This is a genomic window from Hypnocyclicus thermotrophus (assembly GCF_004365575.1).
GTDB lineage: Bacteria > Fusobacteriota > Fusobacteriia > Fusobacteriales > Fusobacteriaceae > Hypnocyclicus > Hypnocyclicus thermotrophus.
The window spans coordinates 217,670-236,118 of sequence record NZ_SOBG01000001.1 but is presented as its reverse complement, the minus strand read 5'-3'; the positions used below and the strand labels follow the sequence as shown (position 1 = coordinate 236,118).

Below are 18,449 nucleotides of genomic sequence, written 5' to 3'. Positions count from 1 at the left end.
CTTAATTATTTTTATAATTTACTCCCGTCCAAATAGCTTTCATAAGTGGTTGATTTACAGGACAAATATATTGACAACATCCACATTTTATACATTTATTTAATTCATACTCATTCATTTTTCCTAACTGATTTCTTCTATAATATTCAACATATTTTAAAGGAATAAGATTCATTGGACAAACATCTACGCATCTCCCACATGATATACACTCTTTTTCTGGATATATATTTGCTTCTTTTTTAGATATAGCAATTACACCATTTGTCCCTTTAATAATCGTAGAGTTTTTATCTATTTCTACTCCCATCATCGGTCCGCCTAAAAATTTTTTATAAACTTTACTTTCATTAATTTTACAATATTCAAGCAACTCCTTTATATCTGTTCCTATTGGTACAAGTAAATTTTTAGGTTCTTTTATAGCTTCTCCACTAATTGTAACAACTCTTTTAGTAAGAGGTTTATTATTAAAAATCGCATTATAAATTGCATAACAAGTAGAAATATTAAGTACAACAATATTTTCATCAATAGGAAGTGTTTTTATCTCTTTATTAAATATACTTTGAATAAGTTGCTTTTCTGCTCCTTGCGGATAAATTGTTTTTAATTTTTTTATTTTATATAACTTTTTTTTATTTGAATTTTCTAAAATTTTTATGGCTTCATGTCTGTTTTTTTCTATTCCTATTATTATATGTTTTATATTAAATAACTTTTTTATAAATTCCAGTATCTTAATAATCGAATTATATTTTTCTATTATTACTCTATTATCTGCATTTAAATATGGTTCACATTCTGCAGCATTTATTACAAGATTTTCTATTTTTTTCCCATTTGGAATATTAAATTTTTTATAGGTAGGAAACATCGCTCCCCCCATTCCTACTATTCCATATTCTTTTAATAAATTTATAAATTTATTTATTGTGTCAATTTTGATTTTTTTATTTTCAACTTTATTTTCTTCATAATCATTTTTTATTTCAATAAAACCTTCAGTAATTTTTTCTATTTTTCCTGAAATAGAAGAATGTATGTTAGGAGAAAAATTTTCTATCGCTATTACCTGTCCACATAATATCTCTTCTCCTTCTTTAACAATAGGAAAAGCTTTTGTTCCTATATGCTGTTTTAAAGAGATTTTAACTCTTTTTGGAATAAAATTTTCTATTTTTTTATTTTCTGTTAATTGTTTTTTATCTTTAAGATGTATACCTATATATTTTCTATTCATCTTTCCTCCATAAATGTAAATTTTTCTATTCAGACTAACAATTCCTTTTATTCTATTTTATATTGTAATCCTAACATAAAAAATTATTATTTTCAATTCTTTATAATATTGATAAAAAAATAGAAATTTTAATATTTTTATGGTATGATTTAAATGTAAAAATTTTAAAAAGGAGTGAATAACATGAAAAAAAAGATAATAATTTTATTATTAATATTATCTAGTATTACTTTTGCTAATATTGATGGACTAGGAGGAGCTTCTTTAAATGAACATCAAACAATTAAAGTTTATAATAATTTAGTTAAAACTGCTAAATTAGCTATTAAAAAGAATGATTTTTTTGTCAAAGAAGAGATTTATGATAATATTGAAAACTTTATTAATATAGTTAATTCGTATAAAAACAAATCAGGTCATGCTACTGAAAAAACTAAAAAGATGATAAATAATCTTAATAAAATAATTCTAAAATTAGAAACAATTGATGGTTTAGGCGGTGCCTCTATAAATCAAAAGTCAATGGTTGAAAGATATAAAAAAACAATTACTCTTGCTGATAAAGCGATAAAAACAGGAAAAAACAAAAATATAGCTAAAAGAGAAGTAAATGATTTATTAGATTTTATTACTAAGTGGAAATCTTCTCAAAGTAGTGGTGCAAAAAAATATTTAAATGATTTTGAAAAAACTCTTAAAATGAAGTATAATAAATTATAATAAAAAAATTTGTTACATTCTTTTTTAGTGCGCTATTAAAATAAAAATAAATCATTGAAAATATTAAGTTAATGTATGTTTATAATTTTACATAAAAATAGGTATTTAAGTACCTATTTTTTAATTTTATAAATAAGGTATTTACTATTAAAAAAACTAATTGACAAAACTATAAAATAATGATATTATATTTTTGCTCGCGAGGGTGGCGGAATTGGCAGACGCGCTAGACTTAGGATCTAGTGTCTACGACGTGAGGGTTCAAGTCCCTCCCTTCGCACCATAGATTATAAATATAAACTATCGAGTTATTCGATAGTTTTTTTATTTTGAATATAACTATTTTAGTATATGTGAACATCTCTTAAAAATCTAGGAAAAATCCTAGATTTTTTTATTTAATAACTATAAATTTTATTAAAAATCATTGACTATATAAAAAAAATAGAGTATATTTTTATTAATATAAATTTATTTGAACGTTCAAAATTTAAAAAGAGTTTAAAAAGAGGTGGTAAACTAATGGAAAAAATTATCTTTAAAAATGAAAAAAATCAACTAAATATCTTATTTTATAATGAAAATATTGTTAGATTTGTATATGGGGATTATATTCCTAAAAAAAATATTACAGATGCAGTTATTTTAGAGCCTACTAAAATAGAATTTACTAAAGATAAGAATAAAATATATACTAAAAATTTTGATATTATTATAAACAATAATTTAACTATTAAAATTTTAAATAAACAAGATGAAATTTTATTAGAAGATACAAAAATAGAATTTAAAACACATGAAAAAATAAAAAATAAACTTGAAAATACAGAATCTTTAGATAGTGTATTAAGCGAAAGAGATTTAGAAATAATTAATCCTATAAAGGTTGAGAGAAAGGTTACTTTTGAAAAAGGTTTTTATGGATTAGGAGAAAAATATGGTTTTATTAATTTAATAGATAGGGATACATACAACTGGAATACAGATGTTTTAGGAGTTACTACTATGCATAATTCTGCTCAAAGAGCTTATCATACATCTATACCATTTTATATCGCTACTGATGAAAGCAAAAGTTATGGGATATTTTATGATACTTCATATAAAACATATTTTGATTTTAAAAAATTATCCGAAAATGTAGTTTATAAAGCTGATGGTGGAATCCTAGATTATTATTTTATTTATGGAAAAAATATTAAAGATGTTGTTCAAAATTATTCCAATTTAACAGGAACTTTAAAATTACCTAGAAAAGACTTTATAGGTTTTCAACAATGTAGATGGAGTTATATGAATACAAAAGAAACTCTTGAAATAGCCAAAAAATTTAGAAAAAATAATATCCCAGCAGATGTTATATATTTAGATATTGATTATATGGAAAATTATAAAGTTTTTACTATTGATTCAGAAAATTTTAAAGATTTTAAAAATATGGCTAAAGAACTTCATAAAATGGGATTTAAATTAGTTGTAATTATTGATCCTGGTGTAAAAGTAGAAGATAGTTATAAAGTATATGAAGAAGGAATTAAAAATGATTATTTTATAAAAGACAAAAATGGTGAAGTATATATAGGTAAAGTATGGCCTGGTGATAGTAGTTTTCCTGATTTTTTAAGAGATAAAGTAAGAAAATGGTGGGGAGAATTACATAGCAATTTAATAAAAATTGGAGTAGATGGATTTTGGAATGATATGAATGAAATAGCAGATATGTCTAATGATACTAAAACATTACCAGAAGATTCATATCATATTGACGATAATGGTATTAAAAGATATCAAAAAGAAGTACACAATTTATACGGTCATTATGAAGCAATTTCTACATATGAAGGAGTTAAAAAGCTTCAAAATAAAAGACCATTTATATTAACACGAGCAGCTTCAGCTGGAACTCAAAGATTTTCTTCATTATGGACAGGTGATAATTCATCTGTATGGGAGCATTTAGAAGGAAGTATACCTATGCTTCTAAATTTAGGACTTAGTGGCTATAGTTATGTTGGATCCGATATTGGTGGTTTTATAGATGATACAAATAAAGAATTACTTATTCGATGGACACAACTTGGTATTTTTTATCCTCTTTGTAGAAATCATAGTGTTATAAATTCTAGATATCAAGAACCATTTGCATTTGATAATGAAACTACTGAAATTATAAAAAAATACATAAAATTAAGATATAAATTTATTGATTATTTATATAATTTATTTAGAGAAAGTAGTATAAAAGGTAATCCAATACTCAGACCATTATTTTATCACTATCAAGAAGATATTGAAACACACAATATAAATGATGAATTTTTATTCGGTGAAAATATTTTAGTAGCTCCAATAATTAGACCAAAACAAAATAGAAGATTAGTTTATTTACCAAATGGGAAATGGATAAACTATTTTACAAAAGAAGAGTTTGAAGGAAATAATTATTATATAATGAAAGCTAATTTAAATGAATTATTATTATTTGTAAAAAAAGGTTCTATTTTAATTGAAAATAGTGAAATGAATTATATTTTTGAAAATAATGATAAAATAACGATTCATATTTATGCAGATGAAAATAATTTGAGTAAAGAGTTTTATTTTGATGATGGAATAAGTTTTGAGTATAAAAATGAAAAATATTCTATAATAAAGGTAGAAAAAATAGATAATTCAGTAAAAATAAGTAAAATAATTGATAATTATATATTACCTAAATTTGATTTAATAATACATAAAAAAAATGATATCATTAAATTTGAAAATATTCAATTTGATAATATTTATAATATATAGCAAAATTCTAATATAATCACATTATTAAAAAAGTTTTAAAGGAGTAACTATGTCTATAACAATAATTGATGTGGCAAAAAAAGCAGGCGTTTCTCGAACAACAGTTTCTAATGTGCTTAACCATCCTAAAAGATGTAGTAATGAAACTAAAAAAAAAGTGCTTGCAGCAATAAAAGAGCTTAATTATACTCCTAATTTTGCTGCAAAAACATTAGTAAATAAAACTTCTAAGCTTATTGGAATTATTTTACCTGAATACATTGATAATAATTTTCTTACGGGAAATCCGTTTTATAATACTATTATTGATGGTGTTAATTCTAAACTTACTTCATTAGATAACGAATATGATATTATAATAAATTATTTACACTCAAAAAAGAAAAAAGAAAATATTATCGAATGGGTTAATATGAGAAATATTGATGGATTAATTGTTATTGGAGAAATATCTAAAAATTATATAAAAAAAATAGAAAAAAGTAACATCCCCTGTATTTTTATTGACAACTATGTAGATTATCCAAAAAATAGCATTACTTTAAATATCGATGATAAATTAGGTGGCTATTTAGCAACAAAGCATCTTATAAAAAAAGGTTATCAAAAAATTTCATTTTGTAGTAGCAACCTAAAATCTAGTAAGGTAAATTCTCTAAGATATAAAGGCTATTTAGAGGCATTAAATAAATACAAGATAGACATTCCTATTGTTTTAGAAAGCAAAAATATTTTTTTTGATGCTGGAGTTGAAATAGCTAAAGAAATATTAAATAATAATATTGATGCAGTAGTATCAGTAAGTGATATTTTAGCTATTGGAATAGTAAAAGAAATAAGTAAATATAAAAAAATACCTAACGAATTTGGAATAGTAGGATTTGATAATATTAATATAAGCAATTATTACACTCCTTCATTAACTACTATAAATCAAGAAATTAAACATAGAGGAGAATTAGCTTTAGAATATTTAATCAAATTAATTTTAAATAAAAAATTTAATCCAAATATTCTCATAACAAATATAAATTTAATCGAAAGAGAATCAACTTTATTGTAAAATAAAAAAGCAGAAATTATTCTGCTTTTTCTAATTTTATTCTATAAAGTTTTGAATAAACTGGTCCATTTGGTGTAAGTTCACTTTTATAAAGCGAAATTGATTTTATTTTCGTTGTAATTTCTAAGTCAAAAGATTCAATAATTTTCATAATATTTTCTTCATCTTCTTTTGTAGAAATTTTTGTTCTAAGTAATGAAAAATGTGGCTTAAAATTTTTTACGTCTTTATCTTCAAGTACATAAGTATTAGTTATGTCAAATAATTCTTTAGCAATATTTTTTACTTTATCTCTGTTTTCTTTTATCCCTAGCCATACAATACTTTTTCCATCTTTTCTAATAAACATTGATAACTTTTCTCTTAATGAAATTCTAAATTCTTTTTTTTCTTTAAGAATTTTTTCAAAATTTTGAATAATTTCTAATGCTATTTTTTCTTCAGCATTTCTAAAAAATCTTAATGTTAAATGAAAATTATTAGCTTTCACATAGCTACCTTTAATCCCAAATTTTTTAAGCTCTTTTTGAAGTTTAATACACTCTTTTTTAAAATTTTCATCTACATCTAAAGCAATAAAACATCTCATGTTATCACATCCCCGTGTAAACTATAACAGATATATTTTATAATTTTTTTCACATTAAGTCAAGTATAATATTTATTCTTTAATATTTTAAAGTTTTAACTTTAATAACAATAGTTTTCTTGCAAAAACATTATATAATAAATTTATTAAATAAAAATTTAAATCCAGATATATCAATAAAAAAAGTTATTTGATATTACAAGTAAAAATCATATAAAATAAGATAATGCAAGTATTATAATAGTTGATAAAGAATAAATATTTATAATATTAACTATCGAAAGAATCTAATATAAATATATATTAAACATAGATAAAAAAAAATGTTGACAAAATAAGTAAAAAATAGTATTATTATAATATAACCTGTACACTTAACCTGCCCCTTAAAAAGACTTTGATTTTATCAAGGTCTTTTTTTCTTTTTAAATCAAATTTACTTTTTTGTTTTTATATATTATAATAAAAGTAAATTAATTTATGGGGGGTGATTTAGTGAAATATGAATTACTTACACCCGAGGAAAAACTAAAAAGATTAAGAAAACGATTTGGATTAAAACAACACGAAATCACTGGTGATGAAATTACTAGAAATTTAATTTCAATGATTGAAAATGGAAAAGCAAAGTTAACAAAAGAAAATGGTATAAAAATTGTAAATACCATTAATGGAATTTTAAAAAAAAGAAATATTAATATTTTTATCTCGCCTAGTGAATTGTTAGAATCACTTGACGAGCAAACAGATAAAATCTTTATTGACTATATTGAAAAATTTTCCTCTCATTCTACTGAAGAACTTGTTCAAGAAATAAATTCTTTTACTAAACATAAAAAAACTTTTCATTCTAAATTTATTTTATATACTAAAATTGCTGATTTTTATATTCTAAACAAACAATATTATTTAGCTGAAAAATATTGTTTTGAAATTATTGATTATGCTATAAAAAATGAAGATAGATCTTCGTTATATTTTTTTATAAAAAAATATGTCAACTTACTTTTAATTCAAAAAAAATATAATGAAATTTTTTATGTTTTTAAACTACTAGAAAGTTTACGTGAAACAAATTCTTTTTTTATAAAATATACAATATTATCCACAAAATTATATATTTATTATAAATTAAATGACTATAATAGTATCCTAAATATTATCGATGAAATAGATGATTTAATAAAAAATAATAAATTTAATTCAAATATACATATTTTTTATCTAATTTTATTTAAGTATTTTAAAGACGATAATAATTATACAAAATATTTTTCAAAATCTAAAAACAATAAATATTTTTCTATAATAAAAAATATTGATGATTTATCTGTTGAAGATAAAATTTTATATAATAAAAATAGTGTTACCGATTTTATATACTTATATTTTTTAAAGTCAAACAATTTTTCATTAAATAAAATTTCAATGAAAATTAAAAACTTGAACTTTTTTTATAATAAAATTGATTTGATTGATCATATTATTAAAAACAAAACTATTTCCAACAATAATTCAAAAAAATTTTTAGCTTTCCTTGAAAAAATAAATATTAACGAATCAATCAAAAATAATTATATGACAATAAAGCTATAGTTACTTTATTAAACTATAGCTTCTTTTTTATTATTAAATATTTGAAAATATATATATGGTATAAAAACCCCTCCCGAAAGAGCATTTCCAATAGTTACTGGAAATAAATTATTTAAAAATATGCTTTGTATTTGTATTGAATTGTCTAATAGCTTTGCTATTGAAAGTACATACATATTTGCAACTACATGTTGATATCCTGACAAAACAAAAAGCATTACAGGAAACCATAGTGCAAAAATTTTTGATATTAAACTTTTAGAACTAAGAGAAAGCCATACAGCTAAAGATACTAAAATATTACAAAAAAAACCACTCGCTACAGCTTCTATAAACGTTAATTCTAATTTATGGTGTGCCATGTTTACAGCAATATTGTACATATCGCTACTTTTATAAATACCTGCTAGCTTTGCAATAATTGCAATAAATATAGCTCCTATAAAATTTCCTATCCATACAATTATCCAGTTTTTTATTAATTTTTTTATATTTGTTTTTTTATTTAAAAATGACAATGTAATAAGATTATTACTTGTAAATAACTCTCCGCCTATTCCTACACAAAGCATTATCCCTACTGGAAATACTGCTGCTCCTAAAAGACCTGCTATTCCTTTATCAATTTTAATAATATTTTTTACTACACTCATATACCCAATGTATCCTAAAGCAATAAATATTCCTCCTAATACACCAAATAAAAAAGTATTCATTAGTGTACTTTTTGATTTTTTTTCACCCATTTTTACAACTTTAGAATAAGTAATATTATTTTCATACACTTTAAATATCCTCCTTTATATATTAAAATTATTTTTTTACCAAATTATAATAACATATTTTTCACAATTTTAAAATATTTTTATTAAATTTACCCCGAAAAATTTTATATGCTCATTTAATATTTATTTCTAGATTTTTTTTAAAAAAATTTATATAATATAAAAAAAAGAAAGGATTTTTTTATGAAAACAAATTATCATACTCATAATTTTAGATGTGGCCATGCTATTGGTGATGTAGATGATTACATAAAAGAAGCAATTAAACATAATTATAATATTATTGGAATATCTGATCATGGACCTTTACCTGACTACCTTTTTGATAGAATGACTTTAAAAGATTTTGATGATTATATAAAGGCTATAGATATTGCAAAATTAAAATATTCTATTAAAATATACAAAGGATTAGAAATAGAATATTTCCCTGAATTTATAAAATATTACAAATCTTTAAAAGAAAAACTTGATTATTTAGTACTTGGTCCACACTATATAATAGAAAACAATAATTTAATTTCTTCATGGGAAATTAATACAAAATCTAGGTTAAATCTTTATACTAAACAACTATTAGCAGCAATGAATACAAATTTATTTGATTTTATTGCACATCCTGATCTTTTTACAAACGCTAATACTACTTGGGATAAAGACTTTGAAGAAGCCTCTATTAAAATATGTAAAACCGCTAAAGAACTTAATATCCCTTTGGAAATAAATGCTAATGGTATAAGAAAAGGATTTAAGGATACTAATTTAGGCCCTCGATATAATTATCCACGATACGAATTTTGGGAAATAGCAAAAAAATATGAAGTAAAAGTTCTTATTAATTCAGATTGCCATACCCCTAAAGAACTACATGATGAAGCTGTAGAAAAAGCTTATGAATTCGCTAATTCTCTTTCTCTAAACATTATATATAAATTTCTATAATTTATTTTTAATAAAACTTATGCTATAATATAAAAAAAAATGGAGGTTAACTCAATGAACATTAAAAAAATTTTACTTTTTATTATTATGATACCTTTAATAGCCTGCTCTTCATTATCTACTAAAAACGAAAATAAAAATGATATTAGAGCTGTTATAAAAACTAATAAAGGCGATATTAATTTGTTTTTATATCCAGAGGCAGCTCCAATTGCTGTAACTAATTTTATTAATTTATCAATTAATGGATTTTATAATAATTTAACTTTTCATAGAGTTATAAGAGGTTTTATGATTCAAGGTGGAGATCCTAATGCAGATGGTACTGGTGGCCCAGGATATTCATTTGAAGATGAATTTGTTGATTGGTTAGATTTTTATAATAGTGGTATGCTTGCTATGGCTAATTCTGGCCCTAATACAAATGGAAGTCAATTTTTTATTACTGAAAATCCAGCTGATAGATTAAATAAAGTACATACAATTTTTGGTGAAATTGTGAGTACTTCTGATGAAAAAATTGTAAAAACAATTGAAAAAGGCGATAAAATTCTTTCTATAGAAATAAAAGGTGATTATAGTTGGCTATTTGAAAAATATGCTGATAGAATTGCTGAATGGAATAAAATATTAGAAAAAAATAATTTTTTAAAAAAAGAAAGAAGTGAAAATGAATAAAATTAATTATCAAAAGGAATTCGAAAAAATAATTAGTTCGTTTACTAGTAAGCCCAATTTATTATTACATTCATGTTGTGCTCCTTGTAGTAGTTATGTCCTTGAATATTTAAATAATTTTTTTAATATAACAGTTTTCTTTTATAATCCAAATATAAATATTGAAACTGAATATCAAAAAAGAAAAGAAGAACAAAAAAGATTTATAAAAGAATTTTCAAATAATGAAATTTCATTTATAGAAGGTGATTATAATATCCAAGATTTTTATTCTGCTATAAAAGGTGAAGAATTAAAAGGCGAAGGAAGTATTAGATGCAAAAAATGTTATACTTTTAGACTTGAGAAAACCGCTATTTTAGCAAAAAAAAATAAATATGATTATTTTTGTACTACTCTTTCGATTAGTCCATTAAAAGATTCTCAAGTTATTAATAAAATTGGACTTGAATTAGAAAACAAATATAATATTCCTTGGTTAAAAAGTGATTTTAAAAAGAAAAATGGCTATAAACGTTCTATAGAATTAAGTTGTGAATATAATCTTTATAGACAAAATTATTGTGGTTGTAGTTTTTCAAAACTAGAGGCAGAAAATAAAAATAGAGAGAACTAAAATAATTCTCTCTATTTTTTTCTTAAGCTCATATATTCATTATATTTAGTTTTAATTTTTTCTATTTGTACTTTTGTAAATCCATTTTCTAATAATATATTAAAATCAAAATCTTTAAGCTCTATTATATTTTCTAAATTTATACCTTTACAAAACTTTACAAAACTTCTATACCTAAAAAACACTTTACTTATTTTATCTCCATATTTTAAATATTCTATTGTTTCTTTATCAAATTTCTTTTCTCTGTAATCATTCAATCTTTCAATAACATTTTGTAACTTTGTTTCTGTTAGTTCAAACATAGATATATCATACTTTAATATATCATCAACATATATAAAATTTCTTAAAGCGCATTCTTTTTTAAACTTTTCAAATTTTCTCTCTGGAAAAAAATCATTAATCAAAATTTTAAAATTAAATTCTATCGTTTCAACATTTTTTATTTCTTCTGATAAAATTGTTTTACTTTCTTTTAATAAATTAAGCTCTATTTTAATTTTTGTATTTTCATTTTCTAATTCTTTTATTTTGTTATCTCTTTTTTTTATTTCTTGGTCAAGTTTATCCAATAAATTATTATCTATTTTAGTTGTATTTTGAATAGATTTTATTTTTTTATTCATCTCTTCCAATTCATTATATAACTCATTTATTTTTTCATCTTTTTGATGAATTACATCAATAAGCTCATTGCATTCATTTTTTAAATTTTCAATCTCTAATATATACTCTTCTTCTGAATAATTATTCCCTAAAATGTTTTGAATCATATTTTTTATCATCTTCAAATTAATTCCCTGCCTTTATAATTTTTTATTTAATTTTACCATATGTATATGATCTTTCCATTCATCATCAATTTTTAAATAATCTTTTGAATATCCTTCTAAAATAAAACCATTTTTTTCTAAAACTTTCATAGAAGCTTTATTTCTCGGTAAAACATTTGCTTCAATTCTATGTAAGTTTAAGTTATCAAAAGCAAATTTAATAATTTCATTTACAGCTTCACTCATATAACCTTTATTTATTTCATTTTTATCTAACTTATAACCTAAAAACGCATTTTGAAAAGCTCCTCGAATAATATTTGATAATGCTATAGAACCTATAATGTTTTTATTATCCCCCTTTTTTAATTAGCCAAAATCTATATTCATTATCATTTTTAAATGATTTTTTATACATTTTCAATAATTTTTTTTGATACCAAATTTTATAATATTCTTCATTTTTTTTGGTTCATACGGCTTAAGAAATTCTTTGTTTTTAATTAAATATTCTAAAACCTTTTTTACATTTATTTTATATGCAGGTACTAATATAAGTCTTTTTGTTTCTAAATACAATTTTTCCTCCAATTTTCCTTAATAAAATTATACAAATTTTTTTTATTTTTTGCAAATAAATTAATTTTTTTGCTTTTCTTTTAATTTTTGTTTACTAATATCTTCTAATTCTTCCCAGATTTCTTTATCTGATTTAAATTCATATATGGAATTCTCTGCTCTTTCAATAAGCTCTTCTTTTTCTACATCTCTTTCTTTTAGAACTTTTGTTCTTGTTTTTACTTTTGTATTTATATTACTATTTACTGTGTTTTCTGTTTTTTTCAAATCAAATTCATTAGATAAATCTTCTTTTAACTCAATTACTTCTAATTTTGGCTTTTCTTCTAGCTTTTCTTTTCCTTTTTCAATAGTTACTTTGATTTCTTGTGGTATTTCTTCTTTTGAAATTGAAGAATTTTTATTAATCATTATTAAAATAGAAATAAATATAATTAAAATAATAATTAAAAGTTTCGTTCTATTTAACATTTTATTTTTTGAAAACATCTTTTTTTTCTTAGCCATTTTTCCACTCCTAAACTATTCAAAAAAAATTTTATTTTAATTTTATTTTAAGAAAATAGAGGTAAACTTATATTGAATAGTCCTAATAAAACTTTTCATCATAATAACCTCCTTTTATGGCCCTCTTTTAAGAGGGCTATTTGTTTATTATTTTTTTATCAATACCATAAAGAGAATATACTCTTGTAAATGGTCTCCAAAATCTTCTCGGATCAAAATACTTCCCTTCTTCTATATATTTTTCAAGAAGTATAATTTTTTCAGCATAATTTTTTGATACTTGCTTACTTATTTCTTTACTTTTTAAATTAAAATTATCAATAGAACTACTATTTTCACTTCTTTTAGTTGTTATTCTTTCTATTTCAGCAGAAACACCTAAATATTTAATTACTTGCAATATAGCATTTTCTTCAGCTATTTTACTAGCAGTGTATTCATCATTAGAAAAATTAGATATCCCTACAAAAAGCTCATAAGTTTTATATTTATTTTCTATACTTTTTAGATTGTATGTCCAATCTGGTCTTTTAGAGGGAATTTGATTTTCAATTATATAATCATAAGCTTTCGGATTGGATATTATTTTTACTTTATTATTACTACATCCTATTATTATTACCAATAAAGTAAATAGCAGTTTATTTTTCATAAAAATACCTCTTTATATTATTTTGTTAATGCATCTAACTCCTCAATAGCTTTTTCCATAGCTTCTTTTGCTTCTGCATTTCTTTCAGTTCTAGATTTTTCTAATAACACCTCTTTTTGTGCCTGAATAATTCTATTTCTAGCGGAATTGAAATCTGTTTTCTCTACTCCATATAATACATATATTTTAAAATATTTTTCCCAAATTTGTTTTGTTGAATATCTTTCTCCCTCTTCTAAATATGTTTCTAATGTTTTTATTCCAGAAGCAAAATTTTTAGCTATTTGCGTTACTTTTTCTTGAGATGCTTCGGCTATATCTACATAATCTACTCCACTACTAGAAAATACTTTTTTTAAATTATTTTCTCCATAAGTTCCTAAATAATTTATTACTTTTTGTATAGCATCTTGTTCTGCTAGTTTTGTTGCATCTCTTTCATTCCCAGAATAAGCTGATATCCCTACAAATAATTCATATTCTGGAAAATCTTTTGCTGCTTTATAAACTGATGAGGTCCAACTAGGTTCATCTACTGGTCTAGTTCTAAGAATTTTAGTTTCTCCCACTACAGGATCTCTTTCTATTACAGGTTGTTTTGGCGTATTATTTCCACATGAAATTATAAATATCGTCAAAATGATTGTAAAAAATAGTTTTTTCATTGTATTCTCCTCCTATTTTTTTAATATAAAACATTATTTAATAGACACCTTATATCTATTATCGATAAAAAACTCAATTTTTTTAACTACTCTTTTCATTTTATCTTTATAATTAATGAAATATTTATTATCTAAATACTCTAAACTAAATTCTTCTTCTCCGATTTCAATATCACTAACATTATATTTATCAAAATATAATGAACTATTCTTTATTATTATAATATAAATATTTTTTTTAAAATCCTCAAAAGAAAATTCATTACATTCTTTTATATTTGTTTTATCTTCATATGGAATAAATAAAATATAATTTTCTTTAACTATCACTTTAAATGTAAATACATTTCCTATATTTAATTCAAATAACGATTTTTTTATTTCTTTTTCATTTACTATATCACTTATTTCATTATCAATATAAAATATTTTGAACTTTGGATTTTCAAATAACATTTTTTCCAAGTTAATAATAAGATGTTCTTTTCTTGATACAAATTTTGAATTTAATACTATATCATTTATTCTACTTCTACCAATTGTAATTTTATTTTTATTTATTATATTATAAAATATATCATATTGATTATCATATATTTTTATTGTATATTCATCTAAAAAATTATAGTTTTTTATTTCTTTTTTATAGTACTCCATAAGTTCTTCTATTAATATATCTTTTGTATCTAAATTTATATCAGTTTCTATCAAATTTTCTAGTTTATTTAATTTTTTATCTATATCTATTTCATCTAAAATTGTTATTAATTCTAAAAAATATAAATCTATTATTTTTTTATCTGTTTTACTATAATAATTTTCAACTAAAAAAAGTTTATCATATACTTCTTGATGATTATTATTAAAAAATTCTTGTAAATTTTTCCTAAAATAAATTTTATTATATTTTTTTAGTTTATTATTTAATTTATTAAAAGTATTTATTAATAATGGTACTACAAAATTTATAGATTTTATCTCATTATATTCTTTTTTTAATTCTTCTAATTTAATATAATTATTATAATCATTATCAGACTCTAAAAAAAGTATTATCTTTTCCATTTTATAATAATTATTAATTATATTTTTTAATTTTTTATAATTTTCTGGATTTATATAAGAAATATAAATTAATTTTTCTTTTATATTTTCTATATTTTTATTTCCATTTAAAAATTCTTTTATATTATTTATATTTTCATTATATTTTTTTATTATTTTAGCTTTCAGTTCTTTAATTATAGGAAGATTATACTTAAAATATGTTTTAAACTCTTCATTTGCAATTTTATAATCATTATAATTTAAAGCTTCTATTTTATTAAAAGTATTTATTGCTTCTTTATTTAAAAAAAATCTTTTTTCAAGTAATAAACTTTGTTCTAATTTTTCTATTTTTAAAATATTTATTAAATTTTCTAAAATCTCAATATTTTCGTAATTATTTTTTTTGTCAATGTTTAATTCTATATATTTTTTTATTGTATCCAAATAACGAATTTTATTTTTTTTTATATTTTCAATTGCTCTTTTATCTTTTTCATTACTTCTATGAAATGCTACATAATAAGCTAAAAGCGCATCTTGAATATTATATATTTTTTTTACTTCGTCATTTATTTTTTCATTTTCTTTTATTAAAGAGTCGCCTTTTTTTATATTTTTTATTACTGTTTCTGCTGAAATAACTTCTAATTTTTTTAGTAGCCAACCCTTTTTTTTATATCTTTCATCTAATATATTTTTTGCTAAATTTGATATTTCTTTTATAGAATATAATTTATTCATAATTTATCACCTAATATGCCCATTTTATATCATTACTATATTTATATTTTTTGCTTAGATCTGTATAATCTATATTTTCTTTTTCTACTTTTAATTCTCTTACTTTTTCTTCATCTTTGATAACTCCAAAACCATTATTATATAAATATATTAATTTATCATATACTTCTTTAATTCCTATTTTCCTAGCATTATTATAATATTTAAATGCTTTTAAATAATTTTGTGTTATTCCTAATCCATTTAAATAAAGTTCTCCCATATAAAAAGAAGCATATTTTTCTTCATTTTTTAATGCTTTTGATAAATAATCGAAGCTTTTACTATAATCTTTTTTATAAAAATAATATATCCCTAATATTTCATTTTTATTTTCAAATTTTGTATTACTTATATCTTGAATTACCTCTTCTAATTTATTTAATTCATTTTGCTTTATATATAGATATGCTATATCAAATAATACTTTCTCATCTTTAGTTATCTCATAATATTCTTTATAGTTAATCATTGCCATTCCATATTCTTTATTTTCATCATATAAAATAGCTAAATTGTAATAAGCAATATTATAATTTTCTAAAATTAATTCTTCAAAATATTCTATCGCAGTGTTATAATCTTTTTTTCTTAATAGTATTGCTAATAAATTTTTTGCATATTTAATATCTTTTATTGTATTAAGCAATGTTATAGATTTTTCTATATTTTTTTCTACTCCATTACCATTTGCTAAACAAATTGCTAAATTATAAACCGCTATTTTACTATTCATTTTAAACGCAGTATTAAAATACTCTACTGATTTTTCTATATTTTGTAATACTCCTATTCCATTATAATAACAATACCCAATATTATTATAAGAATTTTTATCTTCTGTTTTTTCAAGCTCTTCCAACACTTTTTCGTTATTCCCCTCATACAACTCAATTAATGCTATCCCGTTATGTGATATTTTTATATTATTTTTTATAGCGATAATAAAATTTTTTTTAGCTTCGTCATAAAGTTTTTCTAATAAATAATATTTCCCAATAGCATTATAAATCAAATAATAATTATATTTTTTTGCTCTTTCTACATAATGCCAAAATCTTCTTATATCTTGTGTTTTTTCTTGTAAATATATATTTGCTAATAAATAATCCGCCTTTAAGCATCCTTTTTCACTTAAATATTCTAAATCATTAATTATTATTTCACTATTTTCAATCTCTATCTCTTCTTCTGCTCTTTTTATAATACTATTATACTTTTCTTCTTGAATTTCTCTATATTTCAAAACTTCTTTATCATATAATTCTTCAATTAATTCAATGTTTAAATTATAAAACTTTGCATTTATTTCTTTTATAAAAGAGTTTTTATCTTCATCTAAAGTTAAACCTTTTTTTATTTCTATATCTTTTTTCATTTTATCTATAACGTCATCTATATGAATTTTAAAACTTCTTTTTATACTTTTATATTCACATACTTTATTTATAGCTTTTAAAATTTGATTCCTACTAAATCCTTTTTCTAACCCTATATTTATAATTTCTTTTTCTTTATTCTCATCTAACATTTCATTTTTAAAATTAAAATAAAGATTTTCTTTTATAAATTCACTTAATCTCATTTCAAAAATTAATTCATTAAAATTTAAAAATCTCTTCTCTTTTTGATTTTCAAGACATTTTTTTACTATATCCCATGTATAAAAAAATATATTATCTGGTTCTAATTCATCAATATTACTTATATTTTTTATATCTAATGGTAATTTTTTAGCAATAATCTCATAAAACATTATTCCAAATGAATAAATATCTGTTCTTTTATCTAATATTTCTCCTTTTTCTTGTTCAGGACTACAATATATTTTTGTTCCTGCTTTTATATTATTATCTTTTAAATAATCTGCTATTCCAAAATCTATTATTTTCACTTTATTTTTATTATTTATTAATATATTTTTAGGCTTTAAATCTTTATGAATTATATTTTTACTATGTAAATACTTTATTCCTTCTGCTATTTGATAAAAAATATGATATATTTCTTTTTCTTTCATATCTTCATTTTCTTTTAAAATCTCTTCTAATGATTTGCCTTCAATATATTCAAGTATAATAAATGCTGGTTCTATTCCATACTCTTTTTTATAATCAATTAAATTTACTATATTTTCATGTTTTAATTCTAATAATTTCTCTATTTCATTTTCTAATAACTGTATATTAATATTTTCTTTTAAAATTTTTGCAATATATCTATTATCATCATGAATATCTTTTACTAAAAAAACTATACTTGTCCCACCATCACTTATTTTTTTAATAATTTCATATCTATTATTTAATTTACTTCCTATTAAATTTTTTTTGTTTATATCAAATTTTTCTCCATAAAAATTATATTCTAATACTAATGTATCAAATGGCTCTGTTTTTAATTCCATTTTAT

General features: G+C 21.3%; 18 protein-coding genes and 1 tRNA gene. 8 read left to right on the top strand and 11 right to left on the bottom strand.

Translation table 11 applies throughout. The features are described 5' to 3' along the window. Position 1: 1 nt before the first annotated feature. Positions 2-1,243, bottom strand: coding sequence for an electron transport complex subunit RsxC (rsxC, locus tag EV215_RS01130; protein WP_134112053.1), 1,242 nt, complete (start codon positions 1,241-1,243; stop codon positions 2-4). 183 nt (positions 1,244-1,426) lie between these two features. On the opposite strand from rsxC, the gene EV215_RS01125 reads away from it, so the two are divergent. The 4 genes from EV215_RS01125 to EV215_RS01110 all read left to right on the top strand — a co-directional run bounded on the left by EV215_RS01125 (position 1,427) and on the right by EV215_RS01110 (position 5,822). Then, entirely contained in the window at positions 1,427-1,963 is a 537-nt protein-coding gene (locus EV215_RS01125; protein ID WP_134112051.1) for a hypothetical protein, read from the top strand. Positions 1,964-2,162: 199 nt separating this feature from the next. Continuing rightward, positions 2,163-2,246: transfer RNA gene (locus tag EV215_RS01120), tRNA-Leu, on the top strand. A gap of 239 nt (positions 2,247-2,485) precedes the next feature. Further along, complete coding sequence (locus EV215_RS01115) at positions 2,486-4,759, top strand: glycoside hydrolase family 31 protein (RefSeq protein ID WP_134112049.1); 2,274 nt, start codon at positions 2,486-2,488, stop codon at positions 4,757-4,759. Between the two features lie 49 nt (positions 4,760-4,808). Further along, positions 4,809-5,822, top strand: a complete 1,014-nt coding sequence (locus tag EV215_RS01110) for a LacI family DNA-binding transcriptional regulator (RefSeq protein ID WP_134112048.1) — start codon at positions 4,809-4,811, stop codon at positions 5,820-5,822. Positions 5,823-5,838: 16 nt separating this feature from the next. Here the strand turns inward: EV215_RS01110 and thpR are convergent, their stop codons facing one another. Then, complete coding sequence (thpR, locus tag EV215_RS01105; RefSeq protein ID WP_134112046.1) at positions 5,839-6,411, bottom strand: RNA 2',3'-cyclic phosphodiesterase; 573 nt, start codon at positions 6,409-6,411, stop codon at positions 5,839-5,841. 495 nt (positions 6,412-6,906) lie between these two features. Between thpR and EV215_RS01100 the strand changes: the two genes are divergently transcribed. Next, entirely contained in the window at positions 6,907-8,007 is a 1,101-nt protein-coding gene (locus tag EV215_RS01100) for a helix-turn-helix domain-containing protein (protein ID WP_166667300.1), read from the top strand. 8 nt (positions 8,008-8,015) lie between these two features. On the opposite strand, the gene EV215_RS01095 is transcribed toward EV215_RS01100, so the two are convergent. Beyond that, positions 8,016-8,792 carry a formate/nitrite transporter family protein gene (locus EV215_RS01095; protein ID WP_243832373.1) on the bottom strand — a complete coding sequence of 259 codons (777 nt, stop codon included), beginning with the start codon at positions 8,790-8,792 and terminating at the stop codon, positions 8,016-8,018. A gap of 183 nt (positions 8,793-8,975) precedes the next feature. On the opposite strand from EV215_RS01095, the gene EV215_RS01090 reads away from it, so the two are divergent. The 3 genes from EV215_RS01090 to EV215_RS01080 are packed head-to-tail and all read left to right on the top strand — an operon-like array spanning position 8,976 to position 11,028. After that, positions 8,976-9,734: a histidinol-phosphatase gene (locus EV215_RS01090; protein ID WP_134112043.1), complete on the top strand. Its 759-nt coding sequence runs from the start codon at positions 8,976-8,978 to the stop codon at positions 9,732-9,734. Between the two features lie 54 nt (positions 9,735-9,788). Then, a complete protein-coding gene (locus tag EV215_RS01085; protein ID WP_243832372.1) occupies positions 9,789-10,412 on the top strand; it encodes a peptidylprolyl isomerase in 624 nt (207 codons plus the stop codon). Further along, positions 10,405-11,028, top strand: coding sequence for an epoxyqueuosine reductase QueH (locus EV215_RS01080; protein ID WP_134112041.1), 624 nt, complete (start codon positions 10,405-10,407; stop codon positions 11,026-11,028). Before EV215_RS01085 ends, EV215_RS01080 begins: the two co-directional genes overlap by 8 nt. An 11-nt stretch (positions 11,029-11,039) precedes the next feature. Here the strand turns inward: EV215_RS01080 and EV215_RS01075 are convergent, their stop codons facing one another. The 8 genes from EV215_RS01075 to EV215_RS01045 form a co-directional block, all read right to left on the bottom strand. After that, complete coding sequence (locus EV215_RS01075) at positions 11,040-11,816, bottom strand: coiled-coil domain-containing protein (protein WP_166667299.1); 777 nt, start codon at positions 11,814-11,816, stop codon at positions 11,040-11,042. Positions 11,817-11,837: 21 nt separating this feature from the next. After that, positions 11,838-12,146 (bottom strand): GNAT family N-acetyltransferase, encoded by a 309-nt coding sequence (locus tag EV215_RS01070; RefSeq protein WP_306767434.1) that lies wholly within the window; start codon positions 12,144-12,146, stop codon positions 11,838-11,840. 78 nt (positions 12,147-12,224) lie between these two features. Continuing rightward, positions 12,225-12,383, bottom strand: coding sequence for a hypothetical protein (locus EV215_RS10455; protein WP_166667298.1), 159 nt, complete (start codon positions 12,381-12,383; stop codon positions 12,225-12,227). Between the two features lie 60 nt (positions 12,384-12,443). Next, positions 12,444-12,890: a hypothetical protein gene (locus EV215_RS01065; RefSeq protein WP_134112035.1), complete on the bottom strand. Its 447-nt coding sequence runs from the start codon at positions 12,888-12,890 to the stop codon at positions 12,444-12,446. Positions 12,891-13,026: 136 nt separating this feature from the next. Then, positions 13,027-13,542 (bottom strand): hypothetical protein, encoded by a 516-nt coding sequence (locus EV215_RS01060; RefSeq protein WP_134112034.1) that lies wholly within the window; start codon positions 13,540-13,542, stop codon positions 13,027-13,029. A 17-nt stretch (positions 13,543-13,559) separates the two neighbouring features. Further along, positions 13,560-14,207: a hypothetical protein gene (locus EV215_RS01055; protein ID WP_134112032.1), complete on the bottom strand. Its 648-nt coding sequence runs from the start codon at positions 14,205-14,207 to the stop codon at positions 13,560-13,562. 33 nt (positions 14,208-14,240) lie between these two features. Next, complete coding sequence (locus EV215_RS01050) at positions 14,241-15,998, bottom strand: FHA domain-containing protein (protein WP_134112030.1); 1,758 nt, start codon at positions 15,996-15,998, stop codon at positions 14,241-14,243. Positions 15,999-16,008: 10 nt separating this feature from the next. Beyond that, positions 16,009-18,444: a serine/threonine-protein kinase gene (locus EV215_RS01045; RefSeq protein WP_134112028.1), complete on the bottom strand. Its 2,436-nt coding sequence runs from the start codon at positions 18,442-18,444 to the stop codon at positions 16,009-16,011. Between the last annotated feature and the right edge of the window lie 5 nt (positions 18,445-18,449).